The sequence below is a fragment of the Pantoea agglomerans genome (assembly GCF_020149765.1).
GTDB lineage: Bacteria > Pseudomonadota > Gammaproteobacteria > Enterobacterales > Enterobacteriaceae > Pantoea > Pantoea alvi.
The window spans coordinates 1,178,421-1,195,246 of sequence record NZ_CP083809.1 but is presented as its reverse complement, the minus strand read 5'-3'; the positions used below and the strand labels follow the sequence as shown (position 1 = coordinate 1,195,246).

Sequence of the window (16,826 nt, the reverse complement as noted above, 5' to 3'; positions counted from 1 at the left end):
CGGCGCATTTGCGCTATACTTCGCGCCGCCGTCCCCTTAGTTAAATGGATATAACGAGCCCCTCCTAAGGGCTAGTTGCAGGTTCGATTCCTGCAGGGGACGCCATTCTGGTATGAACCCGCCACCACCGACACGAACAATCTCCCTCCCCGCCTTGATTTCAGGGCTTTCTGAGCACAACTGGCATGAACCGTCAGGCATTGACTACGCCGGTTTTTTGCGGGCATATTGTGGGCATAAAGTAACCACATCCGGAGTTATGCCCACATGCTTACGGTAAAGCAGATCAACGCCGCTAAACCTAAGGATAAGTCATATCGCCTGGCTGACGCAGGAGGCCTGTTTCTGTTTGTCCCGCCTACCGGAAAGAAGGTATGGCGGCTCCGCTACCGCTTTGATGGCAAAGAGAAAACGCTGGTCATTGGCCCCTGGCCGCAGATATCCCTGACAGAAGCACGCGCGCGGCAGTCGGAAGCGAAAATGAAACTGCTGTCTGGCATCGATCCGGCTCACCAAAAACAGGCCATGAAAAAGAAAGAAAAGAGGCCGGATGCCTGGACCTTTGCCGGCATCTTCAGAGAGTGGTATGCCCATAAAGCCGTCGTGTGGTCAGAGAAGTATGCCGGTGAACTGCGCCGTATGTTTGAGAATGACATCCTGCCGATCATGGGTCATATGCAGATGGATGAGATTGAGCCGCTGGAGCTGCTGAAGGTGATCCGTCGGTACGAGGAACGCGGCGCAATGGAGCGCGCAGACAAGGCAAGGAAACGGTGCGGAGAGGTGTTCAGATATGCGATTGTCACCGGCCGGGCCACATACAATCCGGCGCCCGACCTGCTCAAGGCTCTCAAAGGATACAAAAAGAGGAACCATGCCTTTCTGCCCATGAACCGCATACAGGCGTTTCATCGTTCCCTGGAAAGCTATGGAGGTGGCGTGGTGGCAAAAAATGCCGCCCTCATTCTTCATTATACAGTGTTGAGAACGGCAGAACTTCGCTCTATGAGGTGGGAAAACGTCGACTTTGAAAACCGCCTTATTGTTATTGACGCGGAAGTAATGAAAAACCGGCGCCTTCATGTTGTGCCGATGTCAGATCAGGTTCATGCACTGATGATTTCAATGAAGAAGATCACCGGCCATGGCGCGCTGTGCTTTCCGGGCAGAATAAACAAGAATAAGCCCATCAGTGATAACACCATCCTTGGCGTTATCCGCCGTATTGGCTATGAAGGTCAGACTACCGGGCATGGATTCCGACACCAGTTCAGTACAGTGATGAATGAATATCAGTGGCCGGCAGATGCGATTGAACGTCAGCTGGCACATCTTGATCACAACAAGATGCGTACGGTCTACAATCACGCTCAGTATCTGGAAAAGCGGCGCGAAATGATGCAGTGGTGGGCAGACTGGCTTGATGACAACCTGGAGTAAATTGTCACAGGTGCTAACCTTTGAGTCTTCACTGAAGGAGATTCAGAAATGGACATATCACCCCGCACTGCTATTACACTCAATGTTATTTCATCCGTTGCGCTTGTTATCGGTACAGCCATATATCTGAACTGGATTTGAGGCTTGTCGCACAGACTACCGGCCAGCCTGACTAGGTATCTATCTGACGCTCGCTGGTTTATGGGGAACTGGTGAACTCAGCGGGTGAAGAGCATCCGGCTTTGCTGGTATTCAATCCCTTCTGATTGTTCCAGGGTCTGGCTGCAGAGCCTGGCCGGCTATTCAGAGTGATCGCTCAGCACGGTTTATTATATTTCCCCGCTGGTAACAAACGATCGGCCAGCGCGATAGGCCGTAAATTTTGGTGCCTCGCCGGGAGGGATATAACAGTAAACACGGCCAGACCGGTTACTGTTAACCACAATCACGATCAACTCATGCACGTGCGAACGGCCGATTGCCGGCATGCTTATTCCTTTTATTTTGTAACTCATACCCGGGGCATGTCCCTTATTACGAGTATCCGCATAACTGAGCTCAACATCTGTGTGTATTGCACTGGTGCGATGATGCCGGACGATTAACCTGAACTGCTGCCGTTTATTCTGGCATTGAGCCACCAGCGTCAGATTCGTATCCAGAATACGGTCAAATGACTCGCCAGCAATTCTGAACAGAACGTGTTCTCCCGCTTTGTCGGACCAGCTGAAAGCGCCTTCGGGCAACCGCACCCCGCCTGACTGAACATTAAAAATGTCACCGGTGATCTGTCTGGCATCCAGTACACCTTCAATCGTACAGCTGTCTTTGATCGTGACATTCTCAAGCTCACCCGATGTAGCACGAAGTCTGCCGCTGATATCAGCATTTTTTGCCGTTAGCTTGCCCTCAGGCGTGAGTGCAAAAGCTGGCGGATTGCCACTACTGGTAATGCTGACCGCACGCAGGTACCTGATGAGCGCGTCACGGAAATAGATCTGGTCATGTTCAATAACCAGTGCGGGCACGGCGTTTCCATTCTCAGGGTTCACAAAAGCTACGCGATCGGCTGCCATCAGGATCTGACTCTGCATCCCCCCCGGTTTTTCTTCAATTCCCATGCCAAAGCCAGTCATGCAGTACTGACCATTTTTCAGCTGCTGTAATTTGACTGACCATTGCGAATTCAGTCGTCCTTCCGTGTCTTTCCAGCTCTTTTCAATTTTCCCGATTTTAGCTGCGCCCTCTGACAGCTGGTCCATTTTTGTCAGTAAGCTCTGGCCAAGATGTGTGTCGCTGATTTTCCCCTTATAAAACGCCAGATAGTCTTCTGCTTTATCACTCGGACTGGCGGCCTGTTCGGTGAAAGCAGATTTGCCCAGCGCATTTACGCTGCGGATATAGAAGTAGTGAACATTGCCTGGCATGAGGCCGTCTTTTATCCAGCAGCTTCCTTCTCCAAGATATTGCGCCTGGGATTCGGTCTGTTGCGCGTCAGCGAGCCGGGTTCCGGAATACCAGAATTCATAACGTACTGTGGCATCATAAACGGACTGATGCGGCACCAGCGTGACCTGGAAATAGCCGGGTGTGGCATCGACGGATACGGGAGGCTCAGGTGCAGCAACCGTAATACTGACAGAGACAGGTTCGCTTTTCTGCCCGGCCTCATTGACTGAACAGACACTCAGCGCATAGCCCCCCGTCTCTGGCAGAATGAAAGTACATTCAGGCCGGTCTGCGGTGTTGCTGAAAACCAGCTCTCCCGTGGCATCATGTCCACGAGTGACCCGTATTTCAAAATGCACGCTGCTTAATGTCCGCAAAATTTCCCACCGGGCAAGGGCCTGAATGCGTCCGGATGAAGTGCTGAGGCTGACACGAAGGTGTCTGACTGCTGGTGGTAAGACCGCATGCTCGCTGGCCGGTGGCTCTGAAAAGCGCCTGCCTTCATCCACCTGCGCCTGCTTCTCCGGGCAGTGCTGCAGCGCGGTCACGGCATAGCCGCCGTTTTCGCTTTCACGAATGGCCACGCAGCGAAACAGGCGCCGCCGCAGACCCGGCAGTTTCAGTCCCCAGACGCTGAATGACATTATGCCTTCAGGCATGTTGTCCACTTCGACACAGTCAGGTTCAGGATGGCCGGTCACGCTGACGGTCACAGGCTGCCCGGTCTCACTCATCAGATTCAGCGTGGCACGCCCCTCATCCGGAAGAAACACAGGCCGGTCAAGCCTGAGTAGTTTTTTCTCATGCTCTGCGGCAATGATCCGGCCACCGGTTGCGGTCCCGGCATAATCGTTGTCGCAAATTTCGAAGATATCACCAGGGATATGACGCAGCCCTTCTGCCCCCACGCAAAAATCGACGGTCTGGGTTTCCAGCAGTTCGGTCTGGATGATCCATAAGCCGGTCCGGTGTGCCTGCCCCCGGCTGGTACAGCCAAACGCATCGACTTTCAGCAGATTGCGCCCGTATCGCTTTATGGCCTCGCGGTCTTCCACCAGCTCTACGGAAGGCTGCCAGTTATTGTGTGGATCGATGAAACGCACTTCAACCGCGTTATGGCGATCTTTCAGCGCGCTGAAGCTGTAATGGAACTGGCCGCCGGCCACGCTGGCACGGGTGTAGGTCCAGACAACATCTGAAGGCGCATCCTGAATAAACGTCAGATGCTGGCCGCTCCATACGGGCATACAGCGCATCATGCTGCAGAAATCACCGATGACATCGAACGTCTTCCGCTGCCGGGTCAGCCACGCGTTGCAGCGGATGCGGGGCTCCAGCCCGCCATAGCCATCACTGACCTTTTCATCACAGTAGCGGGCAATGTTATACAGTGCCCACTTGTCTGCATCTGCAATACCCATTCGCTGACCCAGACCATAGCGTGGGTGCATCAGCAGGTCATACAGGCACCAGGCCGGGTTGTCCGTCCAGGCTTCTTTGAACTCGCCATTCCAGCGTTCTCCGGCATAGCGGCGCGTCACCGGGTCATAATTTGCCGGCACCCTGACCAGGCGCCCCCGCATCAGGTAATTACGCTCCGCGCGCTGATTGCCCGATTTCTCTGAGTCAATTTTCAGGCCCGTCACGGCCGTATGGGGATAGCATTGCCGGACATCGGTGATTTCTGTATATGATGACCAGAAGGTCTTATTGAACAGCCGGTTACCGGTACTTTCAGGCGTAATACGCGTTACGCGAACGTCAAAGGGCGCAGCCGGCAGGTCTTCAAGGATCACCGAAAACGCAAACGGCTCATGCGTGCACCCCTTCACGGTAATGTCTTTTTCCGTTTTCCAGCCATCAGGATGCCGGATATGAATTTGCAGGTTGACTGACGCATCCTGCGTTTCGCCTTTTTTGTTGACCGAGAACAGCTGGCGAACCCCCAGAGTCAGGCGAAGCCGGTCTGTTTCCTTTCCATCGACTGTGCGCGTGACGGCATATTGCGCGGTTACGTCAGCATTGATCAGCTGTTCCCGGGCTGATGCCTCAAATCCGCTCAGCGGTGGCTGATCCGCCGTTCCGGCATGAAAGCGCATACTGACGCCCTGCACGTTCACCTGTCCGTCCGGCCCAAGCACAGGCGTGCCATTAATCAGCACGCTTTTTAAGCCGTCAACGAGACCGGCAACGGGGCCTTCGCTGATAACGTCCATTACGCTCAGTACCTGACAGGAGCGAAGATTGTCAGGTTTGTCGTGCGGCGTTTTACCATGGTGATGCAAGACGCTCATTATGCCCCCAATAAAAAACCCGCCGAAGCGGGTTAGTTTTCTGACGATGAACCGGGCTGTTCAAGCCGCGACAGTTTTCATGCTGAGAATTTTAGACAGCTTTGCCAGGCCTTTTGCGGTAACAAGAACCTGCTCAACGACTTTTTCACTGCCGTCTGAACGTTCTATGACGATAACTTTGTGCTCCAGCACGCCAGCCTGGATGCGATCCTGATACGCCAGCCATGCTTTTCCACCAGTGCGGCGGTATATCCAGTGGTTTTCAGACAACATTTTGAAAAGCGATTTAGGCTGGACTTGCAGGTGCTTAGCAGCGTCAGTAATGCACATGCTGCCGTGGGCTTTTGCGATGCGGTCAAGCGCCTCAACATCAGGCTTCATCTCTTCAAGCTGGTGCTCAAGCGCGATGACTTTTTCACTGTACGACAGCAAAGTGCCACGAAGAAACGCGGCATCATTAAGCGCAGCCATGGGATCAAACTCCGGCTGACTCATTGCCTCCAGTTTGTCGACCAGTGCGCGACGAACCGCTTTTGACTCACGGGCAGCCACGCGAAGCGCCTGCTTGATGGTCATCTCTATAACGTCAAAAGGCCGCCCACCGTTAGTGCCAGAAGGTTTTGCACTTTTTGTGTAAAACTCCCCTTCAAGCTCATCTTCGACTTTTTCGATAAACTTGTTATTGCGAACTTCTGGCTCACCGCACTGCTTGCGCGCTTCATTAACCATTGCCAGCAGGGACTGACTATCGATGGTTTTCTCCGTGACAACAGATCCGAGCACTGTTAAATTATCTGTAAGCATTGATTGATACCTGGTCGTTTTAATTGATGTAGACCGCCAGCGCCAACTGGCGGTTTTTTTTGCGCTGTTCTAAGCGCCAAACAATGATGCGTACTTCCCTAACCTCAGCTTGTCCAGTATTCGCCAGTCGCGGTTAGCCTCCCCTGAAATATCAATATGCAACGTTTCACGTTCGAGCATGGCGCGGGCATTGTTGAGGGTCTCAACGTAAAGATGCGGCATGGCGCTGAATTCAGCGGCAAGTCTGTGTTCAGCCACTCTAAGTAACGGCGCAATATCGGCAATGTTTCCCAGCATGTTCACTGAATGACTCCAGAGCAGGCAGAGTGTGCGCAGTTCCTCATCCGTAAACTGGCTTGATGGAACTTGTTTCATTTCCTCCTGTTCCAGAATATCCAGCACCCAGCGGCGAAATTCTTTAGCGACCGGAGTGCGCGCGAACATGGCCAGTAAGTGAGCGCCGCGCAGTGAGAAAACGCGAGCTCTTTTGCGGTAATTGCCTGAGGTCACTGATTCAATGACCTGAGTCATCGCGCTAGTAAACTCATCTGCATTCTGGTTAAAGAGATTGGTGATCGATTTGGGGCTTTTATACTTAAGTGCAGTGGCGATGTCTGCCGACGTCAGCCAGATACCGCTATGGTGAGTAATTGGTAGTATGGTAATACCATGGAAGTTAAGTTCTGAGCTCGCTACAATGTTCATATCGTTAATTCCTTGCTGGGGATTTTCGATAAATGAAGCCTGACGGTCTGACCACCGTTAGGCTTCTGTCATTCTGGGCACTTGACACCCTGCCGTTCTGCATACTTTTTCATTGCTCGCACCGCGTCCTTACTAAAGGATCGATCTCCTTTCTGCGCTAAATCCACCATCACTTTTCCAAGCTTCTGGCATGCGCAACGTTTTAACTTTCATTACATTATCCATATATAGTAGGTATGCATGCATATTATTTTGGTACGCATTGCTAGTCAATAGGTATGTACGTACCATTTCTATATGAGCGCAGCGCCCGCTTAGGCGAAGGAGTCAAGATGTCAGAAAGAAGGTACAAAAATCCGCAAGTTAACCTTAGGTTACCTGAGGAATTGAAAGATAAGGTGGCAAAGCTGGCCGACAAACATAAGCGATCAGCTAATGCTGAGATGGTTGCCGCCATTGAACATTGGGTTAGCGAATATGAGCAACTTGAAAGCAATCAAGCGACAATTGATCTTGTGAATTCTAGTCCTGACATTCGAAGCAATTACCCAATCAGCGCCATTTTGAATGAGTTTGTTGAGAAGGTAGCCCCCCTTTTGAAGCAGGAGATCGATCGCAGGGAAAAACTTGAAGAAGAACAGGATAAAGTAAACAAAAAGCCCACCTGAGTGGGCTTTTTGCTTTCTTGTTTTAGCGCGACCGCGACCTTCAATGACCAATAACAATCACTTTTCCCTCTCCGCTCATATCCCGGGTGGCAATCTCCTGAGAAATTACGCGTGATCCCACCCGCATTTCTCCATACAGGACCGGTACCGGCGCGCCCTGAGCCATCATGTTTTCTGTGCCTGAAAACCAGGTGCTTTTGTTATCCCTGGCATCTGCGCCCGCAGGTCGGGGAGCCAGCAGCTGTGCGGCTCCGCCCAGCATCAGGCTGGCCCCCAGCGAAAAAGCCGCCCCGCTCAGCGAAAGCGTTGTCGCGCCCACTGTCCAGGCAAAAGCATTCAGACCCGGAATAAATGACGCCGCGATGAGCGCGGCACCGGCAAACAACTGAAGCAGGCCCCGCCGGGAAGCGCCCTGCAGCCGGGGAACCAGATGGACAACTGCGCCGGACGGTAGCTTTTCATGCAGGCGGGTATGCAGGTTGCCAGTATCAAGATCGCTGCCGGCAATACGCACCTGATAAAGCCCTTCGCTGAACTGACGCCTGAACTCACCGGACTGCATCACCAGCGCATGCAGCGCTTCTGCCGCAGTCCTCACATGCAGATCAATGCGCCTGCCAGACCTGGCGAGGTTGCCGTACAGACACACCCGAATCGGCCGGGCCCTTTCAGATGAATATTCAGGTGAACTCATTTTCATCTCCAAAGCGATAAATGCTGTCGCCGCAGACCAGCCACCAGCTGCAGGCGCTGTACCTCATGGCGGCTTTGTCCGCAGGACTCAGTTCAGGTGGTCCATCAGGGTGACTGTGAACCAGCGCGATAATCGTGCCGGCGGCAGAGGCACTCAGGTAATCTTCAGGGGTGATCAGAAAATGCCGGTGTGGCTCAGGGGAAGCGTTAATGCATGGCCGATACTGGCAGTCGTCCGGTGTCAGGATGACCAGTCCGCAGCACTCCTGCGGATGACAGGCCTGGGCGTGGGCAAAGATATCTTCGGAGAGACGCCCGACTGTCGCTGCGCTACAGGCGTAAGTCATTCTGCAGAGTACGTATTCAGCGAGAGAAACCCGCCGAAGCGCCCGGTGTTATGACGAAGCCGGCAACCTGCCGCACAGTTGCCACAGTGATCCTGAGCGGCATCCTTCACGGGTTGTCCGTTGCTGTCCGCAATTGCTGGCCCAGTGTACCCACAGTCTGCAGAGCGGTATTCCCACGGGCAAAGGTCGGACAGCATAATGCGGCCCGGGCACAGCAGCCCTTCGGTTTCTGTCGGCACGGCCAGAATAAATCTGGCCGTCAGTGATGTCAGTTCCGCCAGCTGCTCTATAACATAATGGCTGACCACTTCCTGCTGCGGATCGGCGTCCGGATTTCCTTGCCTGAAATTCTCTGCATCCAGAAACCGTGCACAAACCGTTCGCCGTATGACAACGCCGCCCACCAGGCTCTGGTGCGCCTCAGCCAGGCCGGTCACGATGCCATACAGGTTTGAGACAACAATCGACGGCCGCGCAGCCGGGCCCCGACCGCTCATGCCACACTCTTCCACCCTGACGGGATAAGGCCGGTAGCGACGTTTCTGCCAGATAACCGCTTTTCCGAGTTCATTCTGTTCATTGCAGAAGAAATAACGTTTACCGCCTGTTGCGGTCAGATCCGCTTCCCACAGGTCAATACGGGCAGACGGCTCTGTCCGGGTCAGTTCACTCAGCATTTGAGAAGGAATGGTGTTCATCGCTGTTACCTCAGGCGGGGACCTGTTCAAATTCACCGGTTATTTCCGTGCGCCTCGCCAGACGCACCGCCGACCAGCGTCGGCAGACAAAGGCGGCGGGATCAGGCTGGCCCGGCGGTTGCCACAGGAAGGCTCTGATACCGCTGTGCCGGGTAAGGAAATCCTCCACCGCCTGCATAGAGACGTGAGGTCCGGACAGCATAATGGCGTAGCGGCTTTGAAGAACATTCAGGCCATCTGCGCGCCGCTGCTCATACCCGTCTCCAAACCGGATTGTCTGCACGCGCGGTTCTCGCTCCGCACGCATACCCGGCCTGATCTTCCAGTTAAATGACTCCATCAGACCCGGCCTCCGCTCATCATGCCGCCGTCACGCTGCTGCTGAAGGAAGAAATCTTTCGCGCCCTGACGCCCCAGCTCATACATCATTCTGATGGCCTCCGGCCCGAGCTGCCCGTTGCGGCCGTCATTGTGAATGGTGACATTAAAGACGGGTGCGTATTTCAGGCTGGCTCCTGTCATCCGGGCCACCACACCCAGCTTACCGTCGGCACCGCGACGTAGTGGAAAGATACCTTCCGGCCCGGCCTCTCCCATGACGCCGGCACCATGGGCAAACGCAAACAGTGTAGGCGTCCTGATCACACTTCCGCTGAAGGCATGGAGGTCCCGAGAATGAAAAACACCGCCCTGCGCATGAAATGACAACGCATGTTGCTTAATCAGCCCGGCGAAAAAATCCACGCCCCTGACCAGTGTCATTTTCACCAGGATCTGGGTGAGCATGCTCAGAACGGTTCGGGTAAAGTCGTGAAAACCTGCCTTACCGTCCGTCAGCAGAGCACTCAGCTGTGTGCTTAACCCGTCAAGTGCCCTGGACGAAGCCTGTTTTATCTGGCTGTTGGCATCAAGCGCTGCATCACGGTACTCAGCCCATGCGCTTTTAGCTCCCGCCAGCCAGTCAGCCCGCAGCTTTTCTTCCGCCTGCCAGGTTTTTTGCTGTGCCTTTAACACCGCTGCAAGCATATCTGGCGCCTCTGCATAGGCGGCACCGAGTCGCGTAACGCTGGCATGCTGCTGCGCCTCCCGGGCCGACAGGCCGTGTTCAAGCGCCGCAATTTCTGCCTGCCGCGTGCGCTGCTGCTCCGTAAATTTTCCAGCCTGCACCTGAAGCTGATTTATGCGTTCCTGAAGCGCAACTTCATCCCCCAGCATGGCCAGTTTTTCCTGCTGAAGCAGGACGCTGGCTTTACCAGCAAGCAGGGATTTTTCCTCATGGGTCAGCTGGCGTTTTTGTGCGGCTTCCTCAAGAACATGAAATTTCGCCTGGGAGGCCCAGAGGTCTTTACGCTGCTGGCTGACAATACCTGCTTCGTGATGCGTCTTCAGAGCATGAAGCCGGGCCTGCAGTGCCAGCATGTCAGCCTGCGCCTTTTCACCTGCGAGAGCAGACGCGGAGGGGTGATAGGCGTCCTGCCGTTTTCGGCGGCCTGCGACAAGCGTGTCATAGCGCTGTTTTTCACGGCGCATCGCCTCCTCTTTAACCTCTCGGGATGCCCATGAATGGCGAATAACTGACAGCGCGCGCTGATGCTTTTCCTCTTCCGTTTCGTACTGTTTTTTCAGGGCCTGGTCAGCATCAAAACGGCGCTTTTTACGGATTTCCGCATCCTGGGCTGCTTTATCGCGCGCGGCCTTCAGGTCATGCTGAAACTTCTGCTCTTCCAGCCGGGAAAGCCTGTCCCTGTCCTGCTGCGTGAAAGGTATCCAGGCTTTGCCCAGGGCCTTTCCACCCGCGTTTAACTTCTCCTTCAGGGCAGCAATCTGCTCTTCCAGCGACCGTTCCCGTCCGATGCCCAGCATGGTATCCCATGCCCCCGCCGCCGTTTCCCCCAGCCATTTCCAGGTTTTTTCCAGCGTTCCCAGATGCTGTGCCACATCGTCGCTGCGAAGACGCAGGGTTTCCGCGTAACGATCCATAGCCAGCGCTGCCGCATCGGCTTCACGCCCCTGTTCAGCCAGGTGGGTGATGTTTTCCAGTTCAGTCGCCGTCAGAAAGTGCAGGGATTTATCCACCTCCCGGACGGCAGCAACGGGCGAGTCCTGAAGCCGCGCAAACTGCCGGATAGTCTCTTCGGTGGCCTGACCGGTTACCGTTTTGAGACGGGCCGCGACGTCAGCGACCTGCCGGAGGTGCTGCCCGTTAAATAAACCCGAGCCGGTGACCTCCGCCAGCACAGAAGCCGCTTCGTGCTGCGTAATACCGTTGCCCGCCAGAGAGCGGCTCATCGCCTGTAGCGCTGAGGTTGTCCGGGCGGCATAGTGGCCGGTGAGGATAAGATTCCTGTTAAAGGTCTCAGCTTCCTGGCTGCCCTGATACCAGGCTCTCCCCAGTCCCCAGACAGCAGCGGCAATACCACCCACCATCCCGGCTATGCTCAGACCGCGCAGGGTCATCAGCTTTTCTATCCATCCGGCATTATTCGCAAGCGTAATGCCGGAGCCACGAAGTGCGCCAAAATTGCCCCGCGCCATTTCGCCAAACAACACGCCAAGCTCGCGCCGCGCCGCCGCGCTCGCCAGTCCCAGAGAGTGCGTTTTCTGACGGGCCGACTCCAGCTTACGGATATAGATTTCCGCCGCATCGCCCAGCCCCAACTGTGCCGCGCGCGTTCTCAGCATCTCTTTACGTGAAAGCCGTTGTGTAGCCAGCTGTGCCTTGAGCTGGCTGAGAAAGCGGGCTTTTGCCTGCGTGGCCTGCACTTCAGCGCGCGAAACGGAGAAAACCTGCTGCGCAGTACGCCCGGCCTGCTGCCCCGCGTTTTTCAGCTGACGTTCGACCCGGCCCATTTGCTCGTGAAACCGGGTAGTTTCAGCCCCAAGGTTTACGACAAGATCAGCGATCTGCCGGGACATGGCGTTCTCCTCCCATGGACTCAGCCACGGCCATCAACATGTCATCAGTCATGAGGTCACTGGTTCCAGAGCGACTGAGCAGGCTGAAATCTTCTGCAGTCAGTCCGCATTCGCCTGTGGCGAGCGCCACCATTGTGCTGCTGAGCGCCGCAAATTCAGCATCCAGCAGGCGATGGCTGAACGGCACCGCGGCGAAATAACGCTGCCAGCCTGCGAGTTCAGAAGACGTCATCTCGCTCAGCATCCGGCGCCAGTCAGGACGGCGAAACTCATGGGCCAGAAACATGATAAATTTCAGCTCCCGTTCGTCGGCTTTACCTTCACGTCATCCTCCCTGGGGCCGGAGGGCTCGGCCGACTTTCCATCCCCGTTGAGATCGCTGAGAACCATCACCTTTTCCGCAGCCAGACACAGCGCCTTTTCGGGCCAGTCGGCCAGAACCCCCTGATAAATATCGTTAACGTCCGCCTCACGATGACAGTTCCAGAGCGCGCGAGAGACAAGCCAGGCACTGTACTCAGTATTGAGCCTGACCAGTACTGCATTCCGGGCCGCGTCAGTGGGGGCCTTATCTTTAACCACTTCTGAACTGGCAACAAAATCAAAAAACTCGGCGCGCTGCAGTGCTGTCAGTTCAGATAACTCCATTTGCTCGGGCCCGTAATGAAACACGGTTTTTTCCAGAAACATCAGAGCCCTCCTTTCTCATTGTTATTGTCAGAATGTGGTGCAGGTGCAGGTGCAGGTGCAGGTGCAGGCGACTGCGAAATTTCCTCAGCCAGAACCGGACGGCCGCTGTTCGTTACTTTGATGGTTCGCGTGATGACCTCTTTTGCCGGAATGGTCTTGCCCAGGCTGCTGACCCAGCCCCGGAACAGATCGACCGTGCCGTTCGGATAGCGGATTTTGTAATAGCGAACCTCCCCGCTGTGAAACCAGCTCAGTAAATCTTTCTGTCCCTGCTCACCGGGTTTCCAGGCAAGCGTAATACTGGCTTCACCCGCAGATTTCTCGCCCTGCGCCGTGGCTTTCCAGTCGGCATCCGGATCGTCCAGCCAGGTGTCGTCGTAACTTTCCGCACTGATTTCTCCAGGCTGCAGCTCCCGGATCTGGGCGAGTCGTGTCCAGCCGTCATCGTTCAGTGGCTTAGCGGTGGCATCGCCGCTGCCGGTGAAAATCAATAGGGTGGTACCTGCACCTTTGACTGATGCAAGAGGATTTGGTGTCGCCATAGTGGCTCCTTACATCTGATAGGTAATGAGATAAGTCAGATCGGCTGAACCCCAGCTCGCCATTTCACTGTCTCGCTGCCAGTCATAACTCTGCGGCGTGAGCGTATCGATCACGGATGAAAGTGCCGGCACATTAACGAGTGCCGGAAGGATATGGCGTTCAACCCACTCATCCAGTGCCGTATCCGGTTGGGTTGCCCGGAGGAATACCTCGATATGCAGCGTGGCCTGCCAGGCTTCCGCATCCAGATAGTTACCGCTGTATCGGGCGTCTGACAGGTAAACGGCTATGGCGGGCAGTTCTTTTTCATCAATAAAAACGGGGCGGCCATCATGAAAGGCCGCCCCGCTGATATGGGACTTAAGCGCATCCGTGAGGGTGCGCCTGATTTCAGCATGTTTTTTCATACCCTCCTCCTCAGGTACAGCCTCAGTTGCTGTCTGAGCGCGGCGGCCAGTTCGGCCTGCATATCTGTTTTCAGCAGCTGCTGGGTTTGTTTCTGATAAGTATCCGTCAGCGCTCCGGACAGCGGAATTTTTACAACCAGAACCGGATAGCGACTGCGGCCGGTCCGCTGCAGGACATGCCAGCGGCCGTTAGCCAGTTGCTGTATAAATGCATTCCGGAAAGTAAACCGCCCGATTTTCAGCACACTGCCGTGCCGGCCGGACACTGTTTTACGCCGGGACAGTTGCAGACGGGCCGTGCCCAGACTGATAGCCGGCAAATCCCCGCGGTTAACGACCAGTCGCGCGGTCGGATCAGCATGGCCGGGCGTGGCCGGGCGTAGCCGGACACGCTGCCTGATCAGCTTCTGGGGAACGCTCGTCTCCTTTGCAACCTCGCGTGTGCAGCGCGTAATGACGCGACGGGCCACACGATTCACCGCCTGCGCCAGCGCGCGGGGGACCAGCTGACGATCGAGCTCATGCAGGTTATTCAGTGCCTGTTTCAGCCCCTGCACTTTTATCCTCCTCAAGCCAGATTTGCGGCTTGCCGTTGTAAAACTGCCAGCGGGTCACCCGCCAGTGTTTCTCCTGCCATTCAACCCGATCATGGCGTTCGGGCTGATAAGCCCGGTCGAAGACAATTAACGACACGCCCTCTCCGGACAGTGGTCCCATGTCAGCCGTAAAGGCATGTTCAGCTGCGCATATCGTTCGTCCATTAATTACCACGGCCTGACCGAACCGGCGTGCGGTGACATCGTCCATCCTGTCAGTCAGACGGAAAAACGGGCTAGCCAAAAAGCTTAACGGCCACAAAGGGCGCCTTGCCTTCGGCGTTCTCCCATGCGGTCCCCAGGGGTACGGCCCCCTCTGCCTTGCTGGCTACAACCTGATGCCCCTGCTCATAAACAGGCTTGCCGGCCTGAACAGAGACATCTGTTTTTTTCGGCAAGTTGAAGACGCCTTCCGCCAGGCCAGTTCCGGCGCAACCTTTCGGGGTATCGGTTACGGCAATAACGATACGATCCCCCACATGCACCATATCGCCGCTTTTATAGTCTTCGTCCGCAATGAACGTCAGCGTCTTGCCATCCTGCACATAATTTTTTGCCATGGTTATTCTCCTTCCCGGTCCGCGTTGACCGGATTTCAGGCATAAAAAAAGCCCTTCCGGGCGTTCAGATTTATTCAGGGCGCATCAGGCGGTGCACTTCACCAGGCCGCGATAGTCAACAGGCGCAACACCAGCGTCGATGCGTACTTTGGTCGTGACACCATCAGAAGTGAATCCCTCCATCTGGTCGATAAACGGCGTATCCACACCGTTAAGGTAAGCTACCTCAATCGTGTCCGAACCTTTTGCCGCCGCGAGGTAGAACGTGTTCTGGCTGGCATCGTCCAGACGTGGTTCGGCAATCACCGTCGCGAAGTTCTGCACGGGGTTAATGATACCGGCATTGATGTCGGCGCCTTTAACAGACGTTGAGCGAATGACCTGACTGGCCGTGGACTCCATGGCGGTCGGCACCAGCACGAAAGCCGGACGGATATTGAGATGGCGTTCGCCTTCTTTCTGACGGCGCATCATCTGCCGGGCTTTATCCAGGGACGCTACATCCATTGCGGCTTTGGTCAGAAGATTTGCATGGCTGTCTGCAAACAACGCAATGTTATCCGTGCTCAGTTGCGGATTTTTCACGAGGATGGCATAGACCAGATCTGCCACCGTGGCTTTAGCCGCACGGCCAAGTTTCATGGGAACATCGGTCAGCATGCTCAGGTCATCATTGATAATGGCCTGGCGGGTGATGCTGAACAGCTCCCCGTAGGTGGCCAGGGCAATCGTTGCCTGCTTGTCTGACGTCGTGACGTATTTGTATTCCGCCCCCTCGCGGACCTGACGTAGCGAAGGAAAACCACCCAGCCCCACACGGTGCGCAATTTTGAAATCGGACAGCTGTCCCTTTTTGGTCCATTCACCGAACGTCTCAGGGGCCTGTTCCCAGCCCTGAAGAATGGATTTGTAGGACACATCCAGCATGATATTGCCAAAATCGGACGTGCTGTGCGTAAACGCCAGCCCGACGATCTGTACCGGGTTATAACTGGCCACACCGAAGCCCCGTTCGGTCAGTGACAGGCGCGCATGCTCGCGAAGCGTCATGGCGTTGTAAGGGTTATCCGGCTGGAGTGGCTCATATCCGGCCCGCGCCATGATGGCCTGCCGGATACCGTCACCGGTAAAATTACCGTTTCCGGCATAGATGTGAGGTGCGGCTGATTTGTTAGAAGGCGTGCTGTCTTTGCCCATCTGCGTCAGCAGCTTCTCACGTGCCAGCTCAAGCGTGCACGTCGGATCCGCGATGCAGGCTGCCTGCAAGGTATTGTATTTATCACCGAACATCCCAAACAGGTCAGTGAGCGCCCGTGCGCGGACACGCTGTTCTTCAATGAACTGTTCACGTAAACCCGCTTCGTTCACACCTGCCTGAGGTGGAGCAGGATCATGCGTCAGGCTGTTCTGCGGCGGCGTCAGCATATTACGAAGGTTTTCTGGCATTTTTTCGTACTCCTCGATACGTTTTGAATCTATGCGGGCCATTGCCTGAACGGCGGGAGCCAGCTGGTCAGCGAATCCCAGCGAGACACACTGGGTCCCGTCCATCCAGGTTTCTTCTTTCAGCATCCCGGCGATAACCTCATGAGCCAGCCCTGTTTTTGCGGTATAAGCCGGAATGAGCACAGCTTCGATCTTATCCAGCAGCTCAGCGAGATCACGCATGGCCGCGGCGCCCCCCCTCGCAACTGCATGAGGCTTATGGATCATCATGAAACTGTTTGCCGGCATGATGACCAGATTACCGGCCATGGCGATGACGGAAGCCATCGACGCCGCCACGCCGTCGACATGAACCGTAATGCCAGCAGGATGAGATTTGAGTGCGTTGAATATGGCGATCCCGTCAAAAATGCATCCGCCTGGCGAGTTAATATGAAGAGTGATGTGTTTGATCTCGCCGAGTGCTTTGAGATCACTGATAAACTGTTTTGCCGTCACGCCCTGAAAACCGATTTCGTCATAGATATAAATTTCTGCCTCAGCCTCGCCCCGTGCGGCCATCCGGAACCA

The 16,826-nt window shown here is 55.2% G+C and carries 17 protein-coding genes, 1 tRNA gene and 1 pseudogene; 3 read left to right on the top strand and 16 right to left on the bottom strand.

The genetic code is table 11. From position 1 onward, the window contains the following. Nucleotides 1-30: 30 nt before the first annotated feature. Nucleotides 31-105 (top strand) — tRNA-Arg (locus LB453_RS08350). 162 nt (nt 106-267) lie between these two features. Next, nucleotides 268-1,440, top strand: coding sequence for a tyrosine-type recombinase/integrase (locus LB453_RS08345; protein ID WP_103794205.1), 1,173 nt, complete (start codon nt 268-270; stop codon nt 1,438-1,440). A 329-nt stretch (nt 1,441-1,769) separates the two neighbouring features. On the opposite strand, the gene LB453_RS08340 is transcribed toward LB453_RS08345, so the two are convergent. The 3 genes from LB453_RS08340 to LB453_RS08330 all read right to left on the bottom strand — a co-directional run bounded on the left by LB453_RS08340 (nt 1,770) and on the right by LB453_RS08330 (nt 6,692). Further along, nucleotides 1,770-5,105, bottom strand: a complete 3,336-nt coding sequence (locus LB453_RS08340) for a phage tail tip protein (protein WP_158253381.1) — start codon at nt 5,103-5,105, stop codon at nt 1,770-1,772. Nucleotides 5,106-5,243: 138 nt separating this feature from the next. Then, nucleotides 5,244-5,987, bottom strand: a complete 744-nt coding sequence (locus tag LB453_RS08335; protein ID WP_103794207.1) for a phage antirepressor KilAC domain-containing protein — start codon at nt 5,985-5,987, stop codon at nt 5,244-5,246. Nucleotides 5,988-6,056: 69 nt separating this feature from the next. Then, nucleotides 6,057-6,692, bottom strand: a complete 636-nt coding sequence (locus LB453_RS08330; RefSeq protein ID WP_103794208.1) for a Bro-N domain-containing protein — start codon at nt 6,690-6,692, stop codon at nt 6,057-6,059. A 332-nt stretch (nt 6,693-7,024) separates the two neighbouring features. Between LB453_RS08330 and LB453_RS08325 the strand changes: the two genes are divergently transcribed. Continuing rightward, nucleotides 7,025-7,360, top strand: coding sequence for an Arc family DNA-binding protein (locus tag LB453_RS08325; RefSeq protein WP_103794209.1), 336 nt, complete (start codon nt 7,025-7,027; stop codon nt 7,358-7,360). Between the two features lie 40 nt (nt 7,361-7,400). Here LB453_RS08325 and LB453_RS08320 read toward each other — a convergent pair whose 3' ends face one another. The 13 genes and pseudogenes from LB453_RS08320 to LB453_RS08260 form a co-directional block, all read right to left on the bottom strand. Continuing rightward, complete coding sequence (locus tag LB453_RS08320; protein WP_103794210.1) at nt 7,401-8,054, bottom strand: tail assembly protein; 654 nt, start codon at nt 8,052-8,054, stop codon at nt 7,401-7,403. Continuing rightward, entirely contained in the window at nt 8,041-8,400 is a 360-nt protein-coding gene (locus LB453_RS08315) for a C40 family peptidase (protein ID WP_103794211.1), read from the bottom strand. Before LB453_RS08315 ends, LB453_RS08320 begins: the two co-directional genes overlap by 14 nt. Next, entirely contained in the window at nt 8,397-9,098 is a 702-nt protein-coding gene (locus LB453_RS08310) for a phage minor tail protein L (RefSeq protein ID WP_103794212.1), read from the bottom strand. Before LB453_RS08310 ends, LB453_RS08315 begins: the two co-directional genes overlap by 4 nt. A 10-nt stretch (nt 9,099-9,108) precedes the next feature. Further along, a complete protein-coding gene (locus tag LB453_RS08305; RefSeq protein WP_103794213.1) occupies nt 9,109-9,438 on the bottom strand; it encodes a phage tail protein in 330 nt (109 codons plus the stop codon). Continuing rightward, on the bottom strand, nt 9,438-12,014 hold the full coding sequence (locus LB453_RS08300; protein WP_103794214.1) for a phage tail tape measure protein: 2,577 nt from the start codon (nt 12,012-12,014) through the stop codon (nt 9,438-9,440). Before LB453_RS08300 ends, LB453_RS08305 begins: the two co-directional genes overlap by 1 nt. Next, complete coding sequence (locus tag LB453_RS08295; protein ID WP_103794215.1) at nt 11,995-12,300, bottom strand: phage tail assembly protein T; 306 nt, start codon at nt 12,298-12,300, stop codon at nt 11,995-11,997. Before LB453_RS08295 ends, LB453_RS08300 begins: the two co-directional genes overlap by 20 nt. An 8-nt stretch (nt 12,301-12,308) precedes the next feature. Beyond that, complete coding sequence (locus LB453_RS08290) at nt 12,309-12,704, bottom strand: phage minor tail protein domain-containing protein (protein ID WP_103794216.1); 396 nt, start codon at nt 12,702-12,704, stop codon at nt 12,309-12,311. Between the two features lie 41 nt (nt 12,705-12,745). Continuing rightward, nucleotides 12,746-13,246, bottom strand: a pseudogene (locus tag LB453_RS08285) (phage tail tube protein); the annotation flags it as partial. Between the two features lie 9 nt (nt 13,247-13,255). Continuing rightward, nucleotides 13,256-13,654, bottom strand: coding sequence for a phage minor tail U family protein (locus LB453_RS08280; protein ID WP_103794218.1), 399 nt, complete (start codon nt 13,652-13,654; stop codon nt 13,256-13,258). After that, nucleotides 13,651-14,217: a phage tail protein gene (locus tag LB453_RS08275; protein WP_199187290.1), complete on the bottom strand. Its 567-nt coding sequence runs from the start codon at nt 14,215-14,217 to the stop codon at nt 13,651-13,653. Before LB453_RS08275 ends, LB453_RS08280 begins: the two co-directional genes overlap by 4 nt. Next, nucleotides 14,183-14,494: a hypothetical protein gene (locus tag LB453_RS08270; protein ID WP_103794220.1), complete on the bottom strand. Its 312-nt coding sequence runs from the start codon at nt 14,492-14,494 to the stop codon at nt 14,183-14,185. Before LB453_RS08270 ends, LB453_RS08275 begins: the two co-directional genes overlap by 35 nt. After that, on the bottom strand, nt 14,487-14,810 hold the full coding sequence (locus tag LB453_RS08265; RefSeq protein ID WP_103794221.1) for a DUF2190 family protein: 324 nt from the start codon (nt 14,808-14,810) through the stop codon (nt 14,487-14,489). Before LB453_RS08265 ends, LB453_RS08270 begins: the two co-directional genes overlap by 8 nt. Nucleotides 14,811-14,894: 84 nt before the next feature. Then, nucleotides 14,895-16,817, bottom strand: a complete 1,923-nt coding sequence (locus tag LB453_RS08260) for a ClpP-like prohead protease/major capsid protein fusion protein (RefSeq protein ID WP_103794222.1) — start codon at nt 16,815-16,817, stop codon at nt 14,895-14,897. Nucleotides 16,818-16,826 lie beyond the last annotated feature (9 nt).